Below are 24,217 nucleotides of genomic sequence, written 5' to 3' on the forward strand. Positions count from 1 at the left end.
GTGGGCGGATGGGAATCGATGATGTATTCGCCGTCATCGCCGAAGGCACGCGCAGGCAGATCCTCAGACACCTGCGCGACGGCGACAAGGCCGTGGGCGAGCTCGTGATCGAGCTGCAGGTGAGCCAGCCGACGGTCTCCAAGCACCTGAAGGTCCTGCGGGAAGCGGGGCTCGTCACCATGCGGGCCCAGGGCCAGAAGCGCTACTACTCCCTGGACACTGCGCCGCTCGGACACGTGCGCGAGTGGCTGGCCGGGTTCGAGGCGGAGGGAGCGCAGCACCCTGCGCCGTCCGACCTCGGCGCGGCCCTGCAGGGCCGGCACGATCCGGCCCCCGAGACCGTGTCGGAGGCCATCGCCGCAGCGGAGCCGGCGGAGGCAGGGGTACTCGCCGCTGCGGTCCTCGCGGGGCCGGCACCGGCGGAGGTGGACATCCCGAGGCCCCAGATCGGCAGGACGATGGGACGTGCGGCCGAGCGTGCGGCCGACCTGCTCTCGCAACTGCGCCGCCGTCGCGACCCGTCCTCCTAGGGCGTCGGCACTGCGACGTCAGCACTCCGACCGCGCGACACTAGAGCGAGACCGAGGCGACGCCGGGACCCCGACAGGCGTGATCCCCCGAGCCGGTCGCCTGGGGGCGTCGGCGCTCCGGCGGCGGAGACGAGAAGGCGTGGGTCCCATCCGCACTTTCACTTCCGTAACATCTGCCACTACAATCGACCCCTAGACGGACAATCCTTTCGCTACAAGGCGACACGCCGAACAGTCGCCCCGGGGTATGCTTCTCGATGCCGGTCGGACGAAGCGCGGGCCTCCATGCAAAGGAAAAGTGGTGAGATGGCAGACGGGAACACCTTCTCGGATGTGCAGTTCCTGACGGTCGCCGAGGTGGCTGATCTCATGCGCGTCTCGAAGATGACCGTGTACAGGCTCGTCCATGCAGGAGACCTGCCGGCGGTGCAGTTCGGCCGCTCCTACCGCGTCCCCGAATCCGCAGTGGGGGAGTTCCTCCGCAACGCCCAGGTCGACGGACAGTCCGAGAGCGCCTGAGCCGTCCGGCCTGTTCTCCAAACGGATGTACCCTGTTAAGGAGCGTTTGGGGCGGGTTTTCACCCGCCCGACTTTTTGCATCACCAGGGCAACTGCCATCAGGCACACGCCATCCGCCTCCAGTGCAGGCCCGCCGGCTTCCGGCCGCGGTCAGTGCTGGCACCACGACAGTCTGTGAGGACTCTATGGGTTCAGTAATCAAGAAGCGCCGCAAGCGTATGGCCAAGAAGAAGCACCGCAAGCTGCTTCGCAAGACCCGTCACCAGCGCCGCAACAAGAAGTAGCCAGGCGCCCGGCCTCGAGCCGGGGGCCTACCGACCGGCCCGGATCCCGGCCCTCGTGGCAGGGGCTCCGGGCCGCCGTCGTTCCCGGGCCCGATCGTCCCCGGGAGGGAGCCGCGGCACCGGCGGAGGAACGGGCGGAGGAGCGGAGTCAGCGACTCCGGAAGCGGGAGAACCCACGCCACAGTCCGTACACGGACCCGGCGAGGGTGGCTGCACGAAGCCCGAACGTCGCAGCGCGCCGCCCGCTGCGGAAGTCGTACACCGGCCAGTTGTTGGCCCGGGCATGGCGGCGCAGCCGGTTGTCGGGGTTGATCGCGACGGGGTGCCCGACGACGGTCAGCAGGGGGATGTCGTTGTAGGAGTCGCTGTAGCCCCAGCAGCGCGAGAGGTCGAGGTTCTCGCGGGCCGCGAGGACCAGGATCGCCGCGGCCTTGGCCGGCCCGTGCAGGAACTCGCCGACGAGCTTGCCGGTGTAGAGGCCGTCGGCCACCTCCCCGACCGTCCCGAGGGCGCCCGTCAGGCCCAGCCGGCTGGAGATGACGCCGGCCACCTCCACGGGTGTCCCCGTCACCAGCCAGACCTGCCGCCCCGACGTGAGGTGCTGGTCGGCCAGGGCCCGGGCGCCCGGCCAGATCTTGGACGCGATCATCTCGTCGTAGACCTCCTCGCCCAGCGCGAGGATGTCCTCGTGGGCGATCCCGATGGCGAAGGCCAGGGCCGCGTCCCGGACCGAGTTCACGTCGGTCATGGTCTCGCCGCGCATGATGAAGCGGAGCTGCTTCCAGGCCAGTCCCGCCGCGAACCGCAGGGTGAACGCCTTCCGCTGGTACATCTTCCGGGCCACGTGGAAGAGGCTCGCGCCACGCATCAGTGTGTTGTCGACGTCGAAGAACGCCGCCTCGCCCTGGGGCGGTGCCGGAGGCTCTGGGAGGGGCCGCGTGCCCCGGGGTGCGTCCGGCATGTTCCGAGTGTAGTTCTCTCCCGACCCTTCCCCGCGGCGCGGCAGTACGGTTGGGGGATGGAAATGCCTGCCGAGATGCCGGGGCCCGGCGTCGTCCTCCTCACCCGCCCCGCGTGCCACCTGTGCCAGGACGCACGGGAGGTGGTGGCGCGCGTGACCGCCGACGTCGGCCTCGGTTGGCGGGAGCTCTCCGTGGCCCAGGCGCCCGCGCTCGGGGCGCGCTTCGCCGAGGAACTGCCCGTCCTGTTCATCGACGGCGTGCAGCGCGATTTCTGGTCCATCGACGAGGGCCGGCTGCGCCGGCTGCTGTCCCGTCCTCCGGGCATCTGAGCCCATGCAGGGCCCCGGCTCCCGGCTTGGTGACCCCGCACCGTCGGCATACAGTGGGGGTACTTCCGCCCCCGACGACGAGGGACCGGACGGTCCGCCCGCTCACCGCGGGCGGTGGCGCTAGCAACGGAGCCGATGACAGTGACAACGCCGGACATGCCAGGCCTCCATCCCGTCGGGGATGGGGCGCGCCGCATCCCGCCAGCGTCCGTGGCCCGCCTCACCATCTACCTGAGGGCCCTCAACGCACTGCTCGCGGAAGGTGTCGACCGCGTGTCCTCCGAGGAGCTCGCGGACGCGGCCGGGGTCAACTCGCCCATGCTCCGCAAGGACCTCTCGTACCTCGGGTCCTACGGCACGCGGGGGGTCGGCTACGACGTGCAGGTCCTCAACCGGCAGATCTCCATCGCGCTCGGGCTCACTCTCGACTGGCGTGTGGCCATCATCGGTGCGGGAAACCTCGGCCGAGCACTGGCGGGCTATTCCGGGTTCGTGTCACGGGGATTCGAGATCGTCGCGCTCTTCGACGCCGACCAGCTCGTCGTCGGGTCGGAGGTCGGGTACCTCCGGGTGAGCGCCATCGACGACCTCGAGGCCGTGCTGGAGCGGACACGCACCAACATGGCGGTCCTCTCCGTGCCGGGGGCGGTCGCGCAGGAGCTGTGCGACCGGCTCGTCGCCGCGGGCATCGCGAGCATCCTCAGCTTCGCACCCGTGGTGCTGCAGGTGCCGCCGCACGTACAGCTGCGCAAGGTGGACATGGCCACGGAGTTGCAGATCCTGGCCTACCACGCACAGAGGGCGCAGGAGCCGGACCTCGGTCCGATCTCCCGCGCCCAGTGATCGTGCGGCGACCGGTTCGCCGCGATCGACAGCCGCCTGGTCAGTACCCGAGCTTCTGCGGTGCGAAGTAGGGCCGTGCGGGCTTCAGCCAGGTCATCACGACGCCGGCGACGCCGAGGAGCATCACGATCACGCTGAGAGCCGTCGCAAGCCCTGACGTGGGCGGCACCGCCTGGCCACCGGCCTCTGCAGCCTGACTCACGAGCGGCATGAGCAGGAGGGTGGCGGAGACCGCCAGCACGTCGAGGGCGGCCAGGACGGTCGCCGTGATGCGCGCCCAGTTCTGGCCCCTCCGGATGAAGATGGCCAGGACCACGTAGATGGCGGTGAAGACGACCGCGAACACCAGGCCGACGGCGACCCCGACCCCCGCACCCGCGACGTCGGGCATCTCCGTCGTCAGCGAGGAGATGATGGAGGACACGAGGTAGAGGATTCCGGCGGCCAGGATGAGGTAGTAGGCCCTCGTGACCTCCTTCGGGGCGGGACCCTTGTCCGCCTGCTGGGGTACCGCACCGCCGCCGGGGTACGCGTAGCCCGAGGGCTGCGCAGCCTGGTAGCCGTCCTGGCCCTGCTGGCCGGACTGGCCCTGGGTTCCGCCGTACGGTCCGGCGGGATTCTGGCCGCTGCCGTTCGTGGTGGGCGGGTTCCAGCCCTGCCCCTCGCCCTGCCCTGTGCCCGGGGTGTCCTGTGGTGTGCTCATGCGGCGTCCTCCGTTGCGCTCGTCTCCGGTCATCCATCCGCTGGTGCCCCCATGGACGTCCGCAGCGTGGGTGTGGTCCCTGCAAGACTAGTTCGTCGGTTCCCGGACGGAACAGGGCCGAACGCAGAAGGCCGGCGCCGTCGGGGGACGGCGCCGGCCTTCTGCGCGGTCGCGGCTCGGGCCGCGCCGGATCAGGCGGTGACGACGGCGGGGGCCACGAAAGCGGCCTCGATGGTGATGGTCACCTTGTCGCCGACCAGGACGCCGCCGGCCTCGAGGGCCGCGTTCCAAGTCAGGCCGAAGTCCTTGCGGGAGATGCTCGTGGAGGCGGAGACGCCGGCGCGGGTGGCACCGAAGGGGTCCACGGCCACGCCGTTGAACTCGGCGTCGAGGACCACGGACTTGGTGATGCCGCGGATGGTGAGGTCGCCGTTGATGCGGTAGGTCTCACCGGAGCCCTCGTGGGAGGTGGAGACGAAGGTCATCTCGGGGTATTCCTCGACGTCGAAGAAGTCGGCACCCTTGACGTGGCCGTCGCGGTTCTCGTCGCCCGAGGTGAAGGACGCCGTCCTGATGGTCGCGGAGATGCTGGAGTCCTCGAGGGAGGAACCCACGGTGAGGGACGCGTCGACGTCCTTGAAGGAGCCGCGCACCTTGCTGATGCCGGCGTGGCGGACGCTGAATCCGACCTCGCTGTGCGCGGGGTCGAAGGACCAGGTGCCTGGGGTGAGGGTGGAGGGAACAGTCATGGTGAACTCCTGAGGTGGACCGGAAGATGCGTACGCCCTAGATAAGCATGCGTATGCATGATTTATTCCATAAATCAGTAAAATGTTCAACCATTGACCGCCTGCTGTCCCCCAGAGCAGAGCCCACCGATTCGCCCTCGCGTGCGCGCATGCGGGAAACTGGAGGAATGCAGCGATCAACCGTCCACCTGGTGCGCCACGGTGAGGTCCACAATCCCGAGGGTGTCCTGTACGGCCGGCTCCCCGAATTCCACCTCTCCGAACTCGGCCGGCGCATGGCCGAACAGGTGGCGGGCCACTTCGAGGAGCAGCGCCGCGCGGGGGCCGACATCGTGCACCTCGTGGCGTCGCCCCTGGTCCGGGCGCAGGAGACGGCGCAGCCGGTCGCGGAGGCGCTCGGCCTCGCCATCACCACGGATCCCCGCATCATCGAGGCGGAGAACCGTTTCGAGGGGATGTCGCGGATCAAGAGCAGGCTCCGCCAGCCGCGGTACTGGCCGCTGCTCGTCAACCCGTTCCGGCCCTCGTGGGGGGAACCGTACGCGCAGCAGGCCGAGCGCGTGATGGCGGGTGTCCAGGATGCGCGCCGCCGGGCGGTCGAGCTCGCCGGGGGCGACCCGGACCGACCCGTCGAGGTGATCCTCGTCAGCCACCAGCTCCCCATCTGGGTCACACGGCTCGCCGCCGAGCACCGCCGCCTGTGGCACGACCCACGGCAGCGCGAGTGCACCCTCACCTCGATCACGTCGCTCGACTTCGTCGGCGACACCATCCAGCGGGTGCGCTACACGGAGCCGTGCGCCGACCTGCTGCCCGGTGCGGCGAATGTCCCCGGCGCGTAATAGAATTACTACACGTCGTAGAAATCAACGGAAGAAGCCGTGACTCAAACCGCACGCTCCACGAAGCGCCGTCCCCTGGCCAAGCTGGGGATGGCTCTGGCCCTGACCGTGCCGGTTTCCCTCGTGCTGACGTCGTGCGCTGCGGAGGACCCGCTCGCCCAGCAGGCCGCGGCGGGGGACGGCAAGAACTACATCGCGGGTGACGGCTCCGTCACCGAGTACGCGGCGGCGGATCGGGGAGAGCCCGTCGAGCTGTCCGGGGACCTCTTCGACGGCACCGCTGTGTCCAGCGCGGACTGGGACGGGCAGGTCACCGTCCTCAACTTCTGGTACGCCTCCTGCGCACCCTGCCGGGAGGAGGCGCCGAGCCTCGTCGCGCTGCACGACGAGTTCGAGCCGCAGGGTGCCGTCTTCTACGGCGTGAACATCCGCGACGAGCGGGCGACCGCCGAGGCGTTCGAACGCAGCTTCGACATCCCCTACCGGAGCTTCGACGACAAGGACGGCGGAGTGCTGCTCGACATGACCCAGTACGTACCGCCGCAGGCGGTCCCGACGACGATCGTCCTCGACCGCGAGGGGCGCGTATCGGCGCGGATCCTCGGACTCGCGGACCGCAGCACCCTCGAGGCACTGATCGACGATGCCCTCGCCGAATAGCGCGTCCGTCGCGCCGTGCCGATGAACCTCCCGACGCTCCCGGTGGGGTCGGCAGTGTCCATGCCCCTCGCCGCGGGGAACGGCTTCGCCGACACCGTCCTCAACGGTTCCATGCTCCTCGCCCTGCCGGTGGCCCTGCTGGCCGGCCTCGTCTCCTTCGCCTCGCCCTGCGTCCTGCCCCTCGTCCCCGGCTATCTCGGGTACGTCACCGGGCTGACCGGCGTGGACCTCGAGAAGCAGAAGAGGGGACGCATGGTCGCCGGCATCGGCCTGTTCGTCCTCGGCTTCTCCGTGGTCTTCATGGCCTACGGGACGCTGTTCGGTCAGCTCGGCGCCTTCCTGCGCGTCTCCCAGGGCTGGCTCATCCAGGTGTTCGGCGTCGTCGTGATCCTCCTGGGCGTGGTGTTCATGGGCGGCCTCTCCTGGTTCCAGCGCGAGAGCCGGCTGCATGCCAGGGTGCCGGCGGGCCTGCTGGGGGCACCCCTGCTCGGTGTGACCTTCGGACTGGGCTGGGCGCCCTGCATCGGGCCGACACTCGGTGCCGTCCAGCTGCTCGCGATCTCCGGCGACGACGCCACGGCCCTCAAGGGGGCCGTGCTGACCTTCGTCTACTGCCTGGGCCTCGGGTTGCCGTTCCTGTTCATCGCCCTCGGCGTGCGCCGCGGCATGGGAGCGCTCGCCTTCTTCCGTCGGCACCGGCTGCTGCTGCAGCGGTCGGGGGGCGGGCTGCTGGTGCTCGTGGGCGTGCTCATGGTAAGCGGCGTCTGGAACCTCCTCATCACGCAGCTCCAGGACCTGCTGATCGGCAACGTGGTCCTGCCGATCTGACCGGGCGGCTCGACCGACCACCACGAGCACCACGACCACCACGACGACGGAAGGCCACAGTGAAGCAGGACGTTTCGAAGGACACGAGGGACGGGACGGGCACCACGGGTGCCAGGTCCGACGTCGTCCTGCCCTCGCTCGGGCTCCTCGGCACCCTGCGGTGGGCCTGGACGCAACTGACGAGCATGCGCACGGCACTGTTCCTGCTGCTGCTGCTCGCCGTCGCGGCGGTGCCCGGTTCCCTGTTCCCGCAGCGGCCGGCGAATCCCGCCGTCGTGACGCAGTACCTCCAGGACAATCCGGACACCGGGCCCGTCCTCGACTGGTTCCAGCTCTTCGACGTCTACTCGTCCGTCTGGTTCTCCGCGATCTACCTGCTGCTCTTCATCTCGCTCATCGGCTGCGTGATCCCGCGTGCGATCGCGCACTTCAGGGCTGTCCGCTCCAAGCCACCACGCACGCCGAAGCGGCTCTCCCGCCTGCCCGTCTACGGCACGCTCGAGGTGCCCGCCGGCGAGGCCCGCGACGCGGGGCTCACCCCCACCGCCGCTGTCGAGCAGGCCGCCATGCTCCTGAGGAAGCGCGGCTACCGCGTGGATGTGCGCGACGCCGGGACCGATCGGCCCTCCGTGGGCGCGGAGCGCGGCCTGGCCAAGGAGCTCGGCAACCTCGTCTTCCACACGTCGCTGATCGGCGTCCTGGTCTCGGTCGCCGTCGGCGGGCTCTTCGGCTACAACGGGCAGAAGGTCATCGTCGAGGGCGACAGTTTCGTCAACACGCTGATCGGCTACGACAGCTTCAGCCCCGGATCCAACTTCTCCGACGACCGGCTCTCGCCCTACTCCCTCCGCCTCGACTCCTTCGACGTCCGTTTCGACCGGGACCAGATGAGCCACTACGGGCAGCCACTGGACTTCACCGCGAAGGTCACCACGCAGGACGGCCCGGGCCAGGACGAGGAGCAGCAGGTCCTCAAGGTCAACGCGCCGCTCACGATCGGCGGCACGAACGTGTACCTCGTCGGCAACGGCTACGCGCCCGTCGTGACCGTGCGCGACGGCGAGGGCAACATCGCCTCCGAGGGACCCGTCGTCTCGGTCCCGTCCGACGCCCTCTACACGTCCCTGATCGTCCTCAAGGCACCGGACGCCAAGCCGGAGCAGCTCGGCTTCGTGGGGTTCTTCCTCCCCACGGCGTTCGTGGACGAGGAGGGTGTGTCCTTCTCGAGGGATCCGGACCCCTTCAACCCCCAGCTCAACCTGAACTCCTACTACGGCGACCTGGGGCTCGACGACGGCACACCGGAGAACGTCTACGTCCTCGACACGGAGAACCTGACCGAGCTCAACAGCCGCAACAACGACGACGGCGGGATCGTGCTCGGCGTCGGCGAGACGTACGACCTGCCCGAGGGCAAGGGATCGGTCACGTTCGACGGGCTCAAGCGCTATGTCGCCCTCGACATCCACCACGACCCGGGCGAGGTGGGAGCGCTCGTGTTCTCCACCCTCGCACTGCTCGGCCTGACGGCATCCCTGTTCATCGGCCGGCGCAGGCTGTGGGTCCGGACGGGTGAACACCCGGACGGGCGCATCATGCTCGAGTACGGGCTGCTGGCACGCGGTGAGGACCACCGGCTCACGGCGGAGGCCAAGGCGATCGAGAAACTGCTGGCGGACCGCTGGTTGGTCCCGTCCGGTACCGCGGGGGAACATAGGGAGCAGGACGCCGCGCAGTCGGCAGCCGGCTCCGGGCACGCGCACCACAACGCAAAGGACAACTGATGCCACTACCAGTCAACGCCGAGCTCGGGCAGGTCAGTGAGCTCTTCATGCTGCTCGCCTCCATCGCCTACGTGGTGGCCCTGGTCTTCTTCGTGCTCGACCTCGTGAAGTCGAGCTCGACCATCGGGGCGCTCGAATCGCGCCTCGCCGACGAGAGATCGGCTCCCGCCCGCACCCTCGCGGGGGTGGGTGCGCGCGGGGCAGGCTCGACGACCGCCGCCGCGTCCACCGGCCCTGCGACGGCCGACGACTCCATGGACTACGGTTCCGGCCCACGGCGTGGACTGGCCCGCGTCGCGGTCTCGCTGACCGTCCTCGCCGCGCTGATCCACGGTGCCGCCGTCATCACGCGGGGCGTCGCTGCCCACCGGGTGCCGTGGGGCAACATGTACGAGTTCTGCACCACGGGTGCCTTCCTCGTCGCCCTCATCTTCCTCGTCACGCTCACGCGCAAGGACCTCCGGTTCGTCGGCTCGTTCGTGCTGGGACTCGTCGTCATCATGATCTGTGCCGCGACCGTCGGCTTCCCGACGCCCGTCGCCCGACTGATCCCGGCCCTGCAGAGCTACTGGCTGATCGTGCACGTCTCGATCGCCGTCGCGTCCTCGGCGCTCTTCACGATCACGTTCTCCATGTCCGTGCTGCAGCTCCTGCAGACCTCGCGGGAGGCCAAGCTCCTCGCGGGCAAGGCCGACAACGCACGGTTCCTGCGCCTGGTGCCGTCCGCCCTCAGCCTCGAGAACCTGTCCTACCGCCTCAACGCCGTGGCGTTCGTCGGCTGGACCTTCACCCTCATGGCCGGCGCCATCTGGGCCGAGCAGGCCTGGGGCCGCTACTGGGGCTGGGACACCAAGGAGGTCTGGACCTTCGTGATCTGGACCGTCTACGCCGGTTACCTGCACGCCCGCGCGACGCGGGGCTGGACCGGGACGCGCGCCGCCTGGTTGTCGATCGTCGGATACCTCTGCATCGTGTTCAATTTCACCATCGTGAACATCTACTTCTCGGGACTGCACAGCTATTCGGGGGTCTAGCCGGACGACCCGCCTGCTCGGAAGCCCCGCGGCCTGCGCCGCGGGGCTTCCGCGCTGTACGGGCGGGCCGTGGGGCGTTCGATGCGGAGCCGGTTCCTCGGGTGGGTGATCGGACGCAGGTCGCGTCCGGCGGCGTCGGGACAGCGCGCCGGACGTCTCGCCCGAGCGCGCTGGTTCGGTGGGACGGGCGGCGGCCCGACAGGGCGACTTCCGCCCGGGCGGCGGCCCGATGGGGCGATGTCGGCTCGGGCGGCGGCCGACATGTTCGGATGACGACGCCCACGCGCTGCATCAGCCGGCGGGTACTGCCGTCGCGCAAGGGCGGTCCTGAGGGGCCGGTGCGCGACTCCCGTCAGGGGTGATGCGCTCCCGTGGGGCCGGACCCGGCGTCGTCGTTGCCTTCGCCGTCGTGCTTGTCCTCGCGGGCGGGGGAGTCCTTCCCGACCTCGCGGGCTTTCGCCTCGCGTTCCTTCTGCTCCTGCTCGCGCCGGCGCCTCTCCTCCACGCGGGCCCGCTGCCAGCGCTGCGCCTCGAGGTTCTGCAGGAACGCCGGATCGTCGTCCGGGGCGGTGGGCTGCCGTGGTGAGGGGCGTCGGGGCCCGGACGGTCCCTGCTTTCGGGGGCGGCCGAAGAGGAACCACATCCCGGCGCCGATGAGCGGCAGCACGAGGATGGTGAGGAACCACGCGGTCTTCGAAATGCTCCGCACCTCGTGTTTTCGGCTCATGACGCAATCGATCAACGCGTAGATGACGACGGCGACCGCCAGGATCGCGGCGAAGAGCAGGAGGCGGGGCATGCGCCAATTGTAGGCGAGTAAACTTGGAGCGTGGCCTTCCTCAAATTCACCGCCCTGCGCCTGCTGCTGATCGTCGTGTTCTACGTGGCGTGCGTGCTGCTGGGCCTCGGATTGTTCCTGTCCGCGGTGGTCGCCGCGATCCTCGCGTGGTGCGTCACCTACCTGTTCGCACGGAACCTCCGCGACGCCGCCGCGGCGACGCTGCAGCGCCGCCTCACACCCGGCGCCCCACCGGTCCGGACGGCCGTGGAGCTCGACGACGCCGCCGCCGAGGACGCCCTGGACCCCAACACCCCGGTCAATACGGACAGCAGACCCCGCGGCACCGCGGCCTGACAGGAATTCCGCCGGTTCCCCGCCCGCCTACGTGAGGACGGTGACCACGATGCCCGCGGCGAACAGGACGCTGAACCCCAGATTGATCAGGCCCGTCTGCTTCAGCACGGGGATCAGGCTCTCGCGCTTCTTCCCTGTGAGCATCAGTCGGCTCGGCATCAGGCAGGCCGGGACGAGCAGCAGGACGAGCAGCACCCAGGGGTAGTCGTAGGCCAGGAACAGCGGCAGCAGGATGGCCGCAGCGAGCATCATGACGAAGCTGATCCGGGCCGGGGTGTCCCCGAGGCGCACCGCGAGCGTCCTCTTGCCCACCGCGGTGTCCGTGGGGATGTCGCGGACGTTGTTGGCCATGAGCAGTGCCATGGCGATCAGGCCCGTGCTGATGGCGCCGATCCAGGAGGCCGCACTGAGCCGGTCCGCCTGTGTGAAGGTGGTGCCCAGGGTGGCGACGAGGCCGAAGAACACGAAGACGAACAGGTCGCCCAGCCCGAGGTACCCGTAGGGGTTCTTGCCACCGGTGTACCCCCAGGCCGCGGCGATGCAGCCGACGCCCACAAGCAGCAGCAGCCATGCCTGCGACAGGACGATCAGCGCGAGGCCCGCGAGCACGGCGAGGCCGAAGCAGGTGAACGCCGCGGCCTTCACCTGGCCGGGCCGGGCCGCACCGGACCCTGTGAGGCGCAGGGGACCCACCCGCTCGTCGTCCGTCCCGCGGATGCCGTCGGAGTAGTCGTTGGCGTAGTTGACCCCCACCTGCAGCAGGACCGAGACGATCGCCGCGAGTACCGCGTTGACGGGCTTGAACGAGCCGAGCCCGAACGCCGCGGCACTCCCGATGATCACGGGGGCGAACGCCATGGGCAGGGTGCGGGGGCGGGCTCCTTCGAGCCACTGTGCGGCAGTCGCCACGGAGAAGTCCTTGTCGTCGGGTGGATCGGGCGGTGTCCGGGGCGCCTAGGCGCGGTCGAGGAGCGTGGAGATGGTGCGGCGGTCGGGCTTGCCGCCCGGCAGCAGCGGAAAGGCGTCCAGGGTGACGATGGCCTTCGGGACGGCGTGTGCTCCCAGTTCGACGTGGACGGCCTGCCGGATGACGTCGGCGTCGACGTCGCCGACGATCGCCGCAGCCACCGCGGTGCCCCATTCCTCGCTGGAGATGCCGAGCACCATCGCCTGTTCCACGCCGGCCAGTGCCTCGATGACGTCCGAGACCTTCGTCGCCGACACCTTCAGGCCGCCGGTGATGATGACGTCGTCGATCCGCCCGTGGACGGTGACCGACCCGTCGAGTGACACCTCGCCGGCGTCGTCGGTGATGAACCAGCGCTCACCGGAGTTGAAGGCGAACTTCTCCTCGGTGAGGGCGGGCGCGCCGAAGTAGCCGTCCGCCAGGACGGGACCGCCGATGCGCAGGCGTCCCCCGACCGAGCGGAGCTCGACGCCCTCGAGCGGCGTGCCGTCGTAGACGCATCCGCCGCATGTCTCGCTCATGCCGTAGGTCTCGACGACCTTCAGGTCATGGCTCCTGGCGAGGGAACGCAGCGATGCGCCGGCCGGAGCTCCACCGAGGAGGATCCCGTCGAAGCGCCGCAGCACCCGGAGAGTCTCGGGCGACGGGTCGGCGAGCAGCCGGTGGAGCTGCGTGGGGACCAGGGAGGTGAGCCGGACCCGGTCCGTCAGTTCTGCCGCGGCGCTGGTGAAGGCCGCAGGGGTGAAGCCTGCGGAGGTGTCCATGGCCCACGGCTGCGTGCCGGCGAACAGGGACCGCACGAGCACCTGGAATCCGGCCACGTAGTGCACGGGAAGGGTCAGGAGCCACTGGCCCTCGGCCTTGAGCGCGAGGGCGGTGCCCATGGCGGACGCGGCGAGGGCGTCGACGCTGAGCATCGTCTGCTTCGGTACCCCGGTGGACCCGGAGGTGCTGATCACGGCGGCGATCTCGTCGTTCGGCAGGACGCCGTCGAAGGCCTGGTCCGGCCCTGCATGGGGGGCGACGGCGGGGCCCTCGCCCGCGAGGGCGGCGGCGAGGGGCTTCAGCAAGCCGAGGGGGTCGAAGCCCTCGGGGGTGTACACGGGGAGGAGTTCCACGCTGCTCCTAGAAGTAGTAGGGGAACGGGGACCAGTCCGGGGCCCGCTTCTCGAGGAATGCTTCCTTGCCCTCGACGGCCTCGTCCGTCATGTAGGCCATGCGGGTCGCCTCGCCCGCGAAGACCTGCTGGCCGGCGAGCCCGTCGTCAGCGAGGTTGAAGGCGAATTTGAGCATGCGGATGGCCTGCGGGCTCTGGCGCGCGATGTCGGCCGCGTACGCGAGGGCCGTCTCCTCCAGGCCCGCGTGGTCCACGGCCTCGTTGACCGCGCCCATCTCGACCATGTCCCGTGCGGAATACTCGCGGGCGAGGAAGAAGATCTCCCGGGCCTTCTTCTGCCCGATCTGCCGCGCCAGCAGCGCCGAGCCGTAGCCGGCGTCGAAGCTGCCGACGGTGGCATCCGTCTGCTTGAACCTGCCGTGCTGCGCCGAGGCGATGGTCAGGTCCGCGACGACGTGCAGGCTGTGCCCGCCGCCCGCCGCCCAGCCGTTGACGACGGCGATGACCACCTTCGGCATGGTGCGGATGAGCCGCTGCACCTCGAGGATGTGGAGGCGGCCGGCGCGGGCCGGGTCGATGCTCTCCGTCGTCTCGCCCTCGGCATACCGGTAGCCGTCACGGCCACGAATGCGCTGGTCGCCGCCCGAACAGAAGGAATGGCCGCCGTCCCGGGGGCTCGGACCGTTGCCGGTGAGCAGGACGGTGGCGACGTCGGGCGACATGCGGGCGTGGTCGAGTGCCCGGTAGAGCTCGTCGACGGTACCCGGACGGAACGCATTGCGCACCTCCGGACGGTCGAAGGCGATGCGTACGGTGGGGAGGTCGCGCACCACGGCGCCGTCGGCGTCGCGCTCCACCGCCCGGTGGTAGGTGAGGTCCGTGAAGTCCCCGAACCCCTGGACGAGCCGCCAGCGGATGGGGTCGAAGATGTCGGATACCTGGGCGGGGAGCTCTGAAGTCACCCGTCCACTCTAGCCGCGCGGCAGGGACGGCAGCCCCGTCGGGTCCCGGTGCGGGGTGGGGGCCGGGCGGATCCTGGCGGTCCCGGTTCAGGCGATGCAGAACTCGTTACCTTCCGGGTCGAGCATGACGTACCAGGTGTGCGGGCCCTGCGAGTGACGCTCCACGTAGCGGGCACCCCGGGCCTCGAGCCGCGCGCGTTGGGCGTCGCGGTCCGTTCCGCCGAGGTTGATGTCCACGTGCAGACGGTTCTTCACCGTCTTCGGCTCCGGCACCGGCTGGAAGAGCATGCGCTCCCGCCCCGGCCGGCCCACGTCCTCGGCGCGACAGATCGCCGTGCCGTCCTTCCAGACACGCCTGCCGTTGTGTTCGATCACGTCGGATGCGCGGGCATGGCCCTCCGCGATCATCCTGTCGAGGAACGCCTCGTCGGTGGGTTCCACCACCCAGTCGAGGGTCTCCGCCCACCAGTCGGCCTGGGCGTGCGGATCCTTGCTGTCGACCGAGATCTGGATGGCGAAGGGCATGGCGACAGAGTAGGGCCGGCGAGCGGGTTTCGGAAGGTGCGGGAGGTCCTGTGCTGTCCGCGGTCCCAGCTGCACCGGAGCCGGGCGAGGTCCACGGCGCTGTGCACCGCTGAGTAGTACCCGGACCTGTACCCCTCGGCGGGCGGGGAGGCGCGCACCGCGGCCACCTCTGCGACACCGGCGTCGTTCCCGCCGGCCGGGATGCTGGTGTCCGTCGAGAGCGCTCCCGACGCGACGACCTGCGCCACCTGTTCCGGGAGGTTCGACGGCGCCACCCGGGTCGGTGGCCGCCCTCGCGCCGGCGCAGGTGGCGTCTGCGGCCAGTTCCACCGGCTTGCTCCGTCGAGGAGGCCGGGCAGGCCCAGGGGGACCGGCCGCAGCTGTCCGGCTAGGACCCGGCGCCCGACCCCGACGCGTAGGAATCACCGAGGGCCACGTGGGACAGGGGATGTCCGTGCCGTGCGGCGGCCGGACCTGCCGCACCACCGAGCAGTGCGCTCGCGGCCAGCGCGACGACGGCGAGGCGGACCACGCGGTACCCCGCGACAGGCGGGGGCCTCATCCTTCCGCGCCACCGGACGGGACGGGCCTGTCCAAAAGCAGGTTCGTGATGCGGAGGGTACAGAGGCGCTGCCCCGCCTCGTCGGTGAGCAGCACCTCGTGGGTCGTGAGCGTGCGGCCCAGATGGATGGGCGTCGCCGTGATGGTCACGGTCCCGGCCCGGGCGCCCCTGTGGTGTGTCGCCGAGACGTCCACACCGACCGCCGTCTTCCCGAGCGTCGAGGCGTGGATCACGGCTGCCCACGAGCCGACCGCCTCGCCGACGGCCAGGGAGGCACCACCGTGCAGGAGGCCGAAGGATTGACGGTTGCCCGCCACCGGCATGGTCGCGACGACGCGCTCGACCGACTGCTCCACGATGACGACGCCCATCTTCTCGTCGAGTTCACCGAGAACGATGGTCCAGGGGGAGGAAGGCTCGTGCGTCATCGAGAAGATACTCCTGCTGCAGGAAGGGCGGTCGTCGCCACTCTAGCGGTGCGCCCGGCGCCGCCTCGCACGGACCTCAGGTAACGATCCGATCACGCCCACCCAAGTCGCCCGCCCCTGACCTGCGGTGATGATCTCGGCGCGAAGTATTTCGGCGCCGTGGAAGCGCTCCCACTTGACAGTGTCGTGGGTCACAGTCAGGATGGTGCGACAGCGTGAGAGCGCTCCCACCGGGTCTGATCTCCCGGCCGGATTCGGTCTCGGGCTATGGCTGATTACTCGCTCCGGCGGTGGGCACCGGGTGCTCCCGGATCCCACCGCCGGCATTCCACTCCTGGCACAGGCCCTCGGACGGGCCCGGCCCGCGCCCTGCCCGGACGCCGCGCCCCAGGACGTTCCAACCAGAACCCGCTGCACCCGGCGGTGGGATCCAAACCTGACAAAGGAGTCATCCGTGCACAGCAGAGCACGCATCACCACACTCTCGGCCGCGGCAGCATGCCTCGCCCTGGCACTCACCGCCTGCGGCTCCGGCGGTTCGGAGAACGCCGGCGTCGACGGCGAGACCGGCACGGAGGACGTCACCCTCTCGGTCGGCACGTTCAACGAATTCGGGTACGAAGAGCTGTTCACCGAATACGAGGAGCTCAACCCCAACGTCACCATCGAGCACAAGAAGGCCGCCACCTCGAACGAGGCCCGTGACAACCTCACCACGAGGCTCGCCGCCGGTTCCGGTCTCTCGGACATCGAAGGCATCGAGATGGACTGGCTGCCCGAGCTGCTCGAGTACTCCGACCAGTTCGCGGACCTCAGCGACCCCGCTGTCGACGGCCGCTGGCTCGACTGGAAGACCGCTGCCGCCACCACCGAGGACGGACAGCTCATCGGGTACGGAACCGATGCCGGCCCCCAGGCCGTGTGCTACCGCGCCGACCTGTTCGAGAAGGCCGGGCTCCCCAGCGACCGTGAGTCGGTCGCGACGATGCTCGACGGCTCCTGGCAGGACTACTTCGAGGCCGGCAAGGAGTTCGTCGCGGCGAGCGACGGCGTGGCCTGGTTCGACTCCGCCGGAGCCACCTACCAGGGCATGATCAACCAGGTCGAGAACGCCTACGAGGACAGCGACGGCACGGTCATCGCGACCGAGAACACCGAGGTCAAGGACATCTACGAGCAGGTGCTGCAGGCATCCGTCGAGGACGGACTCTCCGCGCACCTCACGCAGTGGGAGGACGACTGGGTGGCCAGCTTCCAGTCCGAGGCGTTCGCGACCAAGCTCTGCCCCGGGTGGATGCTCGGTGTCATCGAGGGCAACGCCGAGGGTGTCGAGGGCTGGGACATCGCCGATGTCTTCCCCGGCGGCGGCGGCAACTGGGGCGGTTCGTACCTGACCATCCCCACCCAGGGCGCCAACCAGGCGGAGGCCAAGAAGCTCGCCGAGTGGCTGACGGCTCCGGAGCAGCAGATCAAGGCGTTCGAGTCGAAGGGCACCTTCCCCAGCCAGGTCGACGCACTGAAGAGCGAGACGCTCCTGAGCCAGTCCAACGCGTTCTTCAACGACGCCCCGACCGGTGAGATCCTCGCCAACCGCGCCAACGCGATCGACGTCCGGCCGTTCAAGGGTCCCAAGTACTTCCCCATCAACGACGCCATGCAGCAGGCCCTGACCCGCGTCGACGTCGACAAGACCGACGACCCCGCCTCCTCCTGGGAGAAGTTCGTCACCGCTGTAGGCGCTCTGTAGCCCATGGCCGTCACGGACCGGGTCCAATCCCCACTCCCCGACACGAAGCAGCGAGCCTTCCGCGACAGGAGCGTGAAGCGGCTGGCCTTCTCCCAGAAGGTATCGAAGTGGGACGTCAAGCTGTCCCCGTATCTCTACATCTCGCCGTTCTTCCTGCTCTTCGCGGTCACGGGCCTGTTCCCCCTGCTGTACACGGCATGGGTCTCGCTCCACAGCTGGAACCTCATCGGCGGCCAGGGCGAGTTCACAGGGCTCGAGAACTACGAGTTCGTCCTCGCGCAGCCGTTCTTCTGGAACGCGGTAGGCAATACGTTCAGCATCTTCCTCCTCTCGTCCATCCCGCAGGTCGTCCTCGCCATCGCCATCGCGGCGGTGCTCGATGCGAACCTCCGGGCCAGGACGTTCTGGAGGATGGGCGTCCTCGTACCGTTCGTGGTGGCCCCCGTGGCCGTCGGGTTGATCTTCAACAACCTCTTCGCTGACCAGGCAGGCCTGTTCAACGAGCTGTTGACGGGAATGGGACTGGACCCGGTCCGCTGGCACTCCGACCCGCTCGCGAGCCATACGGCGATCGCCACCATGGTGAACTTCCGCTGGACGGGGTACAACGCCCTGATCTTCCTGGCCGCCATGCAGGCCGTCCCCAGGGACGTCTACGAGGCGGCGACCATCGACGGTGCAGGCCGGCTCCGCCAGTTCTTCTCGGTGACCGTCCCGATGCTCCGCCCCACCATCATCTTCGTGGTGATCACCGCGACGATCGGGGGCCTCCAGATCTTCGACGAGGCTCGCGTGTTCGACCAGGCGGGACTCGGCGGCGCCGACCGCCAGTGGCAGACGCTCACCATGTACATCTGGGAGCTCGGCTGGGGGCAGCGCAACTTCGGCCGGGCCTCGGCCGTCGCCTGGCTGCTGTTCCTGATCATCGTGATCATCGCCCTGGCCAACTTCCTCATCACCCGCCGTATCGCCACCCAGGGAGGCCGACGATGAGCTCCATCCCCATGATCGAACAGACCGCGGGCAGGGGGGCGGCACGGGCGGCCCAGCGGGGCATCGGCTCCAGGCGCCGCGGTGCGCCCGGCGGCACCATGCGCCGGCCCGGGTTCCTGACCTACGGGTTCCTCGCGGCGGTCCTCCTCGGTTCCGTGTTCCCGCTCTGGTGGTCCTTCCTGGTGGGGAGCCACGACAGCTCCGTCATCAGCAAGGGCGTGCCCCTCGTACCGGGCGGCAACTTCCTGGCCAACGCGGCCGGCGTCCTGGACACCATTCCGTTCTGGAAGGCGCTGGGCAACAGCTTCATCGTCTCCACCGTCACGGCGCTGTCCGTGGTCCTGTTCTCGACCCTCGCCGGGTTCGCCTTCGCCAAGCTCCGCTTCCGGGGCAGCAAGGGCCTCCTGGTGTTCGTCATCGCCACCATGGCCGTCCCCACCCAGCTGGGTGTCGTGCCACTGTTCATCGTCATGTCGAAACTGGGCTGGACCGGCTCGCTGTGGGCCGTGATCGTGCCCGGCGTCGTCACGGCCTTCGGGGTGTTCTGGATGACGCAGTACCTGCGGGACGCGCTGCCGGACGAACTCATCGAGGCCGTCCGCATCGACGGTGCCTCGATGATCCAGGCCTTCTGGCACGTCGGCCTCCCGGCCGCACGGCCTGCCGCGGCGATGCTCGCGCTCTTCACCTTCGTCGCGACGTGGACCAACTTCTTCTGGCCGTTCATCGTGCTGGACCCGTCCAACCCCACCCTCCCGGTGGCGCTGCAGCTCCTCCAGGCCGCGCACTTCGTCGACTATTCGATCGTGCTCGCCGGAGCCGTGCTCTCCACCATCCCCCTGCTGCTACTCTTCGCGGTGGCGGGACGTCAACTCGTATCAGGAATCATGCAAGGAGCAGTCAAAGGATGAGCAGTACCGAGATCACCTTTCCCGAGGGCTTCCTCTGGGGCGCGGCCACGGCGGCGTACCAGATCGAGGGCGGGGCGCAGGAGGGCGGCAGGGGACCGTCCATCTGGGACACGTTCTCCCGGGTCCCGGGAGCGGTGGCGGACGCCCACAACGGCGACGTGGCGTGCGACCACTACCACCGCTCGGCGGAGGACGTGGCGCTCATGAAGAGCCTCAACCTGCAGGCCTACCGCTTCTCGACGTCGTGGTCCCGCTGCATGGCCGACGGGATCACGCCCAACACGGAGGGCATCCGCTTCTACTCGAGGCTCGTGGACCAGCTCATCGAGGCCGGGATCAAGCCGTGGCTCACCCTGTACCACTGGGACCTGCCGCAGGCCCTCGAGGACGCCGGCGGCTGGACCAACCGGGACACCGCCTACCGCTTCGCCGAGTATGCCGCGGTGATGCACGAGGCCCTGGGTGACCGCGTCCGGATCTGGACCACCCTCAACGAGCCCTGGTGTGCGGCGTTCCTCGGCTATGCGGCCGGCGTGCACGCGCCGGGACGGCAGGAGCCGACGGCGGCCCTCGCCGCGGCACACCACCTCCTGCTCGGGCACGGGCTCGCGACGCAGGAGCTGCGCCGCCGGGACGCGGACGCGACCCTCGGCATCACGCTCAACCTCACCGTCCCGGATCCCCTGGATCCCACCAGCGAGGAGGACCGCGACGCCGCCCGCCGCATCGACGGCCAGTTCAACCGCATCTTCCTCGACCCGGTGCTGCGGGGCGCGTACCCGGAGGACGTCCTCCGGGACGTCGAGCACCTCGGGCTGTCCGGGTACATCCGCGAGGGTGACCTCGACATCATCGGCACACCGATCGACGTGCTGGGCGTGAACTACTACCACGGCGAGGCCGTCACGAAGACGCCGTCGGGGGAGTCGGCGCCGCAGGAAGGCCACGCACCGCTCGAGCGCCCCGTCTCCTCGCCCTATGTGGCCGCGCACGGTGTCCGCTCCGTGCCGCGCGGCCTGCCCGTGACCGCCATGGACTGGGAGGTGCAGCCCGACGGCCTCCGCCGCCTGCTCAACCGGCTGCAGGACGAGTACACCGGACCAGCCGGCATCCCGATCTACATCACGGAGAACGGCGCCGCCTACGACGACGTCCCCGACGCCTCCGGCTTCGTGGACGACCAGGACCGGCTCGGCTTCTTCGACGTCCACGTACGGGCCATGAAGGACGCGATCGACGACGGCGTGGACCTCCGCGGCTACCTCGCCTGGTCGCTCATGGACAACTTCGAGTGGGCGTGGGGCTACCACCAGCGTTTCGGCCTGGTGCACGTGGACTACGACACCCAGGAACGCACACCGAAGGCGAGCGCCCTCTGGTACGCGCGGCTGGCCGCCTCCAACACCGTGCCGGCCGCCTCGTCGGCTGACGCCCTGAGGGCGGGTGTCGTATTGTCGGGGTGATGAAGACGTCCCCACCCCGGCCGCTGCGTCAGGCGCCAGTCCGCTCGAGCCCCACCCTCGAGGACCTCGCCGTGGCCGCCGGGGTGTCGCGCTCCACCGCCTCCCGTGCCATCAACGGAGGTGACCGCGTCAGCCCGGAGGCCCAGGCGGCGGTCGACCGGGCCGTCATCGCCCTCGGGTACATCCCCAACCGGGCGGCGCGCAGCCTCGTGACCCGCCGGACGTCCTCGATCGCGCTGGTCATCCCCGAGCCGGACGTGCGAGTCATGATGGATCCCTTCTTCGCCGTCGTCATCACCGGCATCACGGAGGCCCTCCGGGAGACCGACGTGCAGCTGGTGCTGCTGATGTCCAGGACCGACGACGACTCGTCCCGCACCCTGCGCTACCTGCGCGGCGGGCACGTGGACGGGGCGATCGTGGTCTCGCACCACAAGGCCGACTCCTGGGCCAGGTCGCTCGCCGAGACCGGCCTCCCCACCATCTTCATCGGACGCCCGTGGGACACGACCTTCGACGTGACGTATGTGGACACCGACAACGTCGGGGGCGGGCGCCTGGCCGCGCAGCACCTCGCCGGCATCGGCCGGCGCCGCCTCGCGACGGTCGCCGGCCCCGCCGACATGACCGCCGCCGTCGACCGCCTGCGCGGCTGGAAGGCGGGCCTCGCCGAAGCCGGGCTGCCCGAGGGTCCCGTGGTCCACGCCGACTTCACCACCGACGGGGCAGCTGCCGCAGCGCGCCGGCTGCTCGCCGAGGACCCCGACATCGACGGCATCTTCGCGGCGTCGGACCTCATGGCGCTGGGCGTGCTGGAGGCTCTCCACGCAGCCGGCAGAACGGTGCCCGGCGACGTCGCGCTCATGGGCTACGACAACCACGCCGTCGCCGAGACGGCGGCGACGCCGCTCACCACGATCACGCAGCCCATGGTCGAGATGGCCGTGAAGGCGGGGACGATGCTCCTCGAGGAGATCGAGGCCCCGGGCTCGCACCCGGAGCCCGTCATCTACTCCACGGAGCTGGTGGAGCGTGCGAGCACCTCCGTGGCACCCACGGCGTCCGCGGCGAACGCGTAGTCCCAGGCGACGTCGCGCCAGCGGGAGTAGCGTCCGCTCGCACCACCGTGGCCGCCGTCCATCTCAGTCTTGAGGATGATCGGCTCCGTCCCCGTGGCCGTCTCGCGCAGCCGGGCGACCCACTTCGCGGGTTCCACGTACAGCACGCGCGTGTCGTTGTAGCTCGTGACGGCGGCGATCCGCGGGTACGCGACGGGCCGCACGTTCTCGTAGGGGGTGTACTCCTTCATGTAGCGGTACACCGCGGGGTCGGTGATCGGGTTGCCCCACTCCTCCCACTCGAGCGCCGAGAGCGGCAGGTCCGGGTCGAGGATCGTGGTCAGGGCGTCCACGAAGGGCACCTGTGCCACGATCGCCCGGTACTTCTCCGGCGCCAGGTTCGCGACGGCACCCATGAGCAGGCCGCCGGCGGACCCGCCCATCGCGGCGATCCGCGCCGGGTCCACCCAGCCCGAATCGCCGAGGTACGTCGTGGCGTCGACGAAGTCGGTGAAGGTGTTCTTCTTGGCGAGCTTCTTGCCCTGCTCGTACCAGCTGCGGCCCATCTCGCCGCCGCCGCGGATGTGCGCGGTGACGAAGACGATGCCGCGGTCCAGCAGGGAGAGCCGGGCGATCGAGAACCCCGGGTCCATGCTGACCTCGTAGCTGCCGTAGGCATAGACGACGGCAGGGTTGGTGCCGTCCTGGGCCAGGTCCGCCCGGCGGACCACGGACAGCGGGATCAGCGTCCCGTCGGCGGCCGGAGCCCACTGGCGCTCGGCGACGTACTCGGCAGGGTCGTACCCGCCACGCACCTCGGTCTCCTTGCGCAGCTCGAGCGTCCCCTCCTCGAGCACGTAGTCGTAGACCCGCGGCGGCGTGAGGTACGAGGTGTAGGACAGCCGGATGATGGGCGAGTCGAACTCGGCGTTGGCGAGGTTGCTCGTGAAGAGCTTCTCGTCGAAGTCGGGTTCGGCGGGCAACCCCTGGTCGGCCGTACCGAGACCGGCCAGGGGGAGGACCTGGACGCGTTCGATGGTGTCCTTGCGGACGGAGAGCACCAGGTGCGTGCGCGTCACGGCGATGCCGTTGATGCGGACGGCGTCGTCGTGCGGGACGACCGTCGTCCACTCCTGCTCCGCGAGGGGCCGGGAGAACTGGTCCGCCGCCACGAGGCTCACCATGGAATTCTTCGCGTCGCGGTCGTGGGTCAGGAGGTAGTGCGGTGCACCGTCGACGCGAACGGGCTCGGCGTCGTACAGGATGCGTTCGTCCCGGGAGATCAGCAGGGTCAGCCCGGCCTCGGGGTGCTCGAGGTCGAGGACGCGGTACTCGCTGTACTCGGAGCAGCCGATGCTGATGAGGAGTTGTGTGCGGTCGGCCGAGAGCTCGAAGCCCGTCCACATGGCGACGTCGTCCTCCTGGTAGACCAGGACGTCGTCGGCCACGGGCGTGCCGAGGGTGTGCGACCGCACCTGGTAGGGGCGCCACGAATCGTCGACGACGGTGTAGTAGACGCGGCTCCCGTCCGGGGAGAAGGACAGCCCGTAGAAGACGTCGGGGATCTCGTCCGGGAGGAGCTCGCCCGTCACGAGGTCCTTGATGCGCAGCGTGAAGCGTTCGTCGCCGGCGTTGTCCTCGCAGTACGCCAGCAGCGTGCCGTCCTCGGTGACGGACAAGCCGCCGAGGGAGAAGAACGGCTTCCCCTCGGCGAGTTCGTTGCCGTCGAGCATGACCTGCTCGCCCGGCACGGGCTGCCCGGGGACCACCTCGGGCGGCGTCCAGTCGCGAGCGAGGTCGCCCGTGTCCTCAGCGGCCACGCGGCACTGGATGCCGTACTGCTTGCCCTCCTCGGTCCGCGAGTAGTACCACCAGCCCTTCTTGCGGGCGGGGACGGAGAGGTCGGTCTCCTGGGTACGGTCCTTGATCTCGGTGAAGATGGCCTCGCGCAGCGGTTCCTGGTGCCGGGTCACGGCCTCCGTGTACTCGTTCTCGCGTTCGAGGTACCCGATCAGCTCGGGGTCCTCCTTCTCGCGCATCCACTCGTAGGAATCGACGAAGGTGTCGCCGTGATGGGTGCGCTCGGAGGGCACCTTCTTGGCGGGAGCGGGTACAGGGACAGGTACAGGAGAAGCGTCGACGGTCATGGCTCCCATCTTGCCACTGCCACTTCGGGCGCCCGCGGCCGGGGCACGGGCGCGATCGTGCGGCCGCGTCCCGGTTGACCGTGCTGGACGGGCATGCAATTCTGGAGCGGGCCTTTACAGAACGAACGTTCGGTA

The 24,217-nt window shown here is 69.6% G+C and carries 27 protein-coding genes; 16 read left to right on the forward strand and 11 right to left on the reverse strand.

Going from position 1 to position 24,217, the window contains the following annotated elements:
• Window positions 1-8 precede the first annotated feature (8 nt).
• The 3 genes from ACX80K_RS06365 to ACX80K_RS06375 all read left to right on the forward strand — a co-directional run bounded on the left by ACX80K_RS06365 (window position 9) and on the right by ACX80K_RS06375 (window position 1,333).
• A complete protein-coding gene (locus ACX80K_RS06365; protein WP_459271028.1) occupies window positions 9-530 on the forward strand; it encodes an ArsR/SmtB family transcription factor in 522 nt (173 codons plus the stop codon).
• Window positions 531-836: 306 nt separating this feature from the next.
• Window positions 837-1,049, forward strand: coding sequence for a helix-turn-helix domain-containing protein (locus tag ACX80K_RS06370; RefSeq protein WP_459271029.1), 213 nt, complete (start codon window positions 837-839; stop codon window positions 1,047-1,049).
• Between the two features lie 185 nt (window positions 1,050-1,234).
• Entirely contained in the window at window positions 1,235-1,333 is a 99-nt protein-coding gene (locus tag ACX80K_RS06375) for a 30S ribosomal protein bS22 (RefSeq protein ID WP_003792170.1), read from the forward strand.
• A 148-nt stretch (window positions 1,334-1,481) separates the two neighbouring features.
• Here ACX80K_RS06375 and ACX80K_RS06380 read toward each other — a convergent pair whose 3' ends face one another.
• Entirely contained in the window at window positions 1,482-2,294 is an 813-nt protein-coding gene (locus ACX80K_RS06380) for an HAD family hydrolase (RefSeq protein WP_459271030.1), read from the reverse strand.
• A 75-nt stretch (window positions 2,295-2,369) separates the two neighbouring features.
• On the opposite strand from ACX80K_RS06380, the gene ACX80K_RS06385 reads away from it, so the two are divergent.
• The gene (locus tag ACX80K_RS06385; RefSeq protein WP_459271377.1) at window positions 2,370-2,624 is read left to right on the forward strand and encodes a glutaredoxin family protein; all 255 of its coding nucleotides are present in this window, start codon (window positions 2,370-2,372) and stop codon (window positions 2,622-2,624) included.
• Between the two features lie 135 nt (window positions 2,625-2,759).
• A complete protein-coding gene (locus ACX80K_RS06390) occupies window positions 2,760-3,467 on the forward strand; it encodes a redox-sensing transcriptional repressor Rex (protein ID WP_459271031.1) in 708 nt (235 codons plus the stop codon).
• 40 nt (window positions 3,468-3,507) lie between these two features.
• On the opposite strand, the gene ACX80K_RS06395 is transcribed toward ACX80K_RS06390, so the two are convergent.
• Window positions 3,508-4,170 carry a hypothetical protein gene (locus tag ACX80K_RS06395; RefSeq protein ID WP_459271032.1) on the reverse strand — a complete coding sequence of 221 codons (663 nt, stop codon included), beginning with the start codon at window positions 4,168-4,170 and terminating at the stop codon, window positions 3,508-3,510.
• A 191-nt stretch (window positions 4,171-4,361) separates the two neighbouring features.
• Window positions 4,362-4,919: a YceI family protein gene (locus ACX80K_RS06400; RefSeq protein WP_459271033.1), complete on the reverse strand. Its 558-nt coding sequence runs from the start codon at window positions 4,917-4,919 to the stop codon at window positions 4,362-4,364.
• 167 nt (window positions 4,920-5,086) lie between these two features.
• Here ACX80K_RS06400 and ACX80K_RS06405 point away from each other — a divergent pair, with 167 nt between their 5' ends.
• From ACX80K_RS06405 to ccsB, 5 genes are all read left to right on the forward strand, one after another.
• Window positions 5,087-5,761 (forward strand): histidine phosphatase family protein, encoded by a 675-nt coding sequence (locus tag ACX80K_RS06405; protein ID WP_459271034.1) that lies wholly within the window; start codon window positions 5,087-5,089, stop codon window positions 5,759-5,761.
• Window positions 5,762-5,851: 90 nt separating this feature from the next.
• Window positions 5,852-6,421 carry a TlpA family protein disulfide reductase gene (locus tag ACX80K_RS06410; protein ID WP_459271378.1) on the forward strand — a complete coding sequence of 190 codons (570 nt, stop codon included), beginning with the start codon at window positions 5,852-5,854 and terminating at the stop codon, window positions 6,419-6,421.
• A gap of 60 nt (window positions 6,422-6,481) precedes the next feature.
• Entirely contained in the window at window positions 6,482-7,249 is a 768-nt protein-coding gene (locus ACX80K_RS06415; protein ID WP_459271379.1) for a cytochrome c biogenesis CcdA family protein, read from the forward strand.
• 59 nt (window positions 7,250-7,308) lie between these two features.
• A complete protein-coding gene (gene resB / locus ACX80K_RS06420) occupies window positions 7,309-9,033 on the forward strand; it encodes a cytochrome c biogenesis protein ResB (RefSeq protein WP_459271035.1) in 1,725 nt (574 codons plus the stop codon).
• Window positions 9,033-10,067: a c-type cytochrome biogenesis protein CcsB gene (ccsB, locus tag ACX80K_RS06425; protein ID WP_459271036.1), complete on the forward strand. Its 1,035-nt coding sequence runs from the start codon at window positions 9,033-9,035 to the stop codon at window positions 10,065-10,067. The genes resB and ccsB overlap by 1 nt, the downstream gene beginning before the upstream one ends.
• 352 nt (window positions 10,068-10,419) lie before the next feature.
• On the opposite strand, the gene ACX80K_RS06430 is transcribed toward ccsB, so the two are convergent.
• On the reverse strand, window positions 10,420-10,866 hold the full coding sequence (locus ACX80K_RS06430; protein ID WP_459271037.1) for a PLD nuclease N-terminal domain-containing protein: 447 nt from the start codon (window positions 10,864-10,866) through the stop codon (window positions 10,420-10,422).
• Between the two features lie 30 nt (window positions 10,867-10,896).
• Between ACX80K_RS06430 and ACX80K_RS06435 the strand changes: the two genes are divergently transcribed.
• On the forward strand, window positions 10,897-11,202 hold the full coding sequence (locus tag ACX80K_RS06435) for a DUF4229 domain-containing protein (RefSeq protein ID WP_459271038.1): 306 nt from the start codon (window positions 10,897-10,899) through the stop codon (window positions 11,200-11,202).
• Window positions 11,203-11,229: 27 nt separating this feature from the next.
• Here the strand turns inward: ACX80K_RS06435 and ACX80K_RS06440 are convergent, their stop codons facing one another.
• From ACX80K_RS06440 to ACX80K_RS06465, 6 genes are all read right to left on the reverse strand, one after another.
• Window positions 11,230-12,111: a 1,4-dihydroxy-2-naphthoate polyprenyltransferase gene (locus ACX80K_RS06440; protein WP_459271039.1), complete on the reverse strand. Its 882-nt coding sequence runs from the start codon at window positions 12,109-12,111 to the stop codon at window positions 11,230-11,232.
• A gap of 45 nt (window positions 12,112-12,156) precedes the next feature.
• Window positions 12,157-13,287 carry an AMP-binding protein gene (locus tag ACX80K_RS06445; protein WP_459271040.1) on the reverse strand — a complete coding sequence of 377 codons (1,131 nt, stop codon included), beginning with the start codon at window positions 13,285-13,287 and terminating at the stop codon, window positions 12,157-12,159.
• A gap of 7 nt (window positions 13,288-13,294) precedes the next feature.
• Window positions 13,295-14,248, reverse strand: coding sequence for a 1,4-dihydroxy-2-naphthoyl-CoA synthase (locus tag ACX80K_RS06450; RefSeq protein ID WP_459271041.1), 954 nt, complete (start codon window positions 14,246-14,248; stop codon window positions 13,295-13,297).
• Between the two features lie 87 nt (window positions 14,249-14,335).
• Window positions 14,336-14,773, reverse strand: a complete 438-nt coding sequence (locus ACX80K_RS06455) for a VOC family protein (protein ID WP_459271042.1) — start codon at window positions 14,771-14,773, stop codon at window positions 14,336-14,338.
• Window positions 14,774-15,161: 388 nt separating this feature from the next.
• Window positions 15,162-15,335: a hypothetical protein gene (locus tag ACX80K_RS06460; protein ID WP_459271043.1), complete on the reverse strand. Its 174-nt coding sequence runs from the start codon at window positions 15,333-15,335 to the stop codon at window positions 15,162-15,164.
• Window positions 15,332-15,763 carry a hotdog fold thioesterase gene (locus tag ACX80K_RS06465; RefSeq protein ID WP_459271044.1) on the reverse strand — a complete coding sequence of 144 codons (432 nt, stop codon included), beginning with the start codon at window positions 15,761-15,763 and terminating at the stop codon, window positions 15,332-15,334. Before ACX80K_RS06465 ends, ACX80K_RS06460 begins: the two co-directional genes overlap by 4 nt.
• Window positions 15,764-16,217: 454 nt before the next feature.
• Here ACX80K_RS06465 and ACX80K_RS06470 point away from each other — a divergent pair, with 454 nt between their 5' ends.
• Genes ACX80K_RS06470 through ACX80K_RS06490 form a run of 5 tightly spaced genes read left to right on the forward strand, consistent with a single transcriptional unit; the run spans window position 16,218 to window position 21,956 of the window.
• On the forward strand, window positions 16,218-17,510 hold the full coding sequence (locus ACX80K_RS06470; RefSeq protein WP_459271045.1) for an ABC transporter substrate-binding protein: 1,293 nt from the start codon (window positions 16,218-16,220) through the stop codon (window positions 17,508-17,510).
• A 3-nt stretch (window positions 17,511-17,513) separates the two neighbouring features.
• Complete coding sequence (locus ACX80K_RS06475) at window positions 17,514-18,503, forward strand: carbohydrate ABC transporter permease (protein ID WP_459271046.1); 990 nt, start codon at window positions 17,514-17,516, stop codon at window positions 18,501-18,503.
• On the forward strand, window positions 18,500-19,414 hold the full coding sequence (locus ACX80K_RS06480) for a carbohydrate ABC transporter permease (RefSeq protein ID WP_459271047.1): 915 nt from the start codon (window positions 18,500-18,502) through the stop codon (window positions 19,412-19,414). Before ACX80K_RS06475 ends, ACX80K_RS06480 begins: the two co-directional genes overlap by 4 nt.
• Window positions 19,411-20,877 carry a GH1 family beta-glucosidase gene (locus ACX80K_RS06485; protein ID WP_459271048.1) on the forward strand — a complete coding sequence of 489 codons (1,467 nt, stop codon included), beginning with the start codon at window positions 19,411-19,413 and terminating at the stop codon, window positions 20,875-20,877. The genes ACX80K_RS06480 and ACX80K_RS06485 overlap by 4 nt, the downstream gene beginning before the upstream one ends.
• Complete coding sequence (locus tag ACX80K_RS06490) at window positions 20,877-21,956, forward strand: LacI family DNA-binding transcriptional regulator (protein ID WP_459271049.1); 1,080 nt, start codon at window positions 20,877-20,879, stop codon at window positions 21,954-21,956. Before ACX80K_RS06485 ends, ACX80K_RS06490 begins: the two co-directional genes overlap by 1 nt.
• Here the strand turns inward: ACX80K_RS06490 and ACX80K_RS06495 are convergent.
• On the reverse strand, window positions 21,887-24,091 hold the full coding sequence (locus tag ACX80K_RS06495) for a S9 family peptidase (protein WP_459271050.1): 2,205 nt from the start codon (window positions 24,089-24,091) through the stop codon (window positions 21,887-21,889). The genes ACX80K_RS06490 and ACX80K_RS06495 overlap by 70 nt on opposite strands.
• Between the last annotated feature and the right edge of the window lie 126 nt (window positions 24,092-24,217).

It is taken from the genome of Arthrobacter sorbitolis (assembly GCF_054510995.1).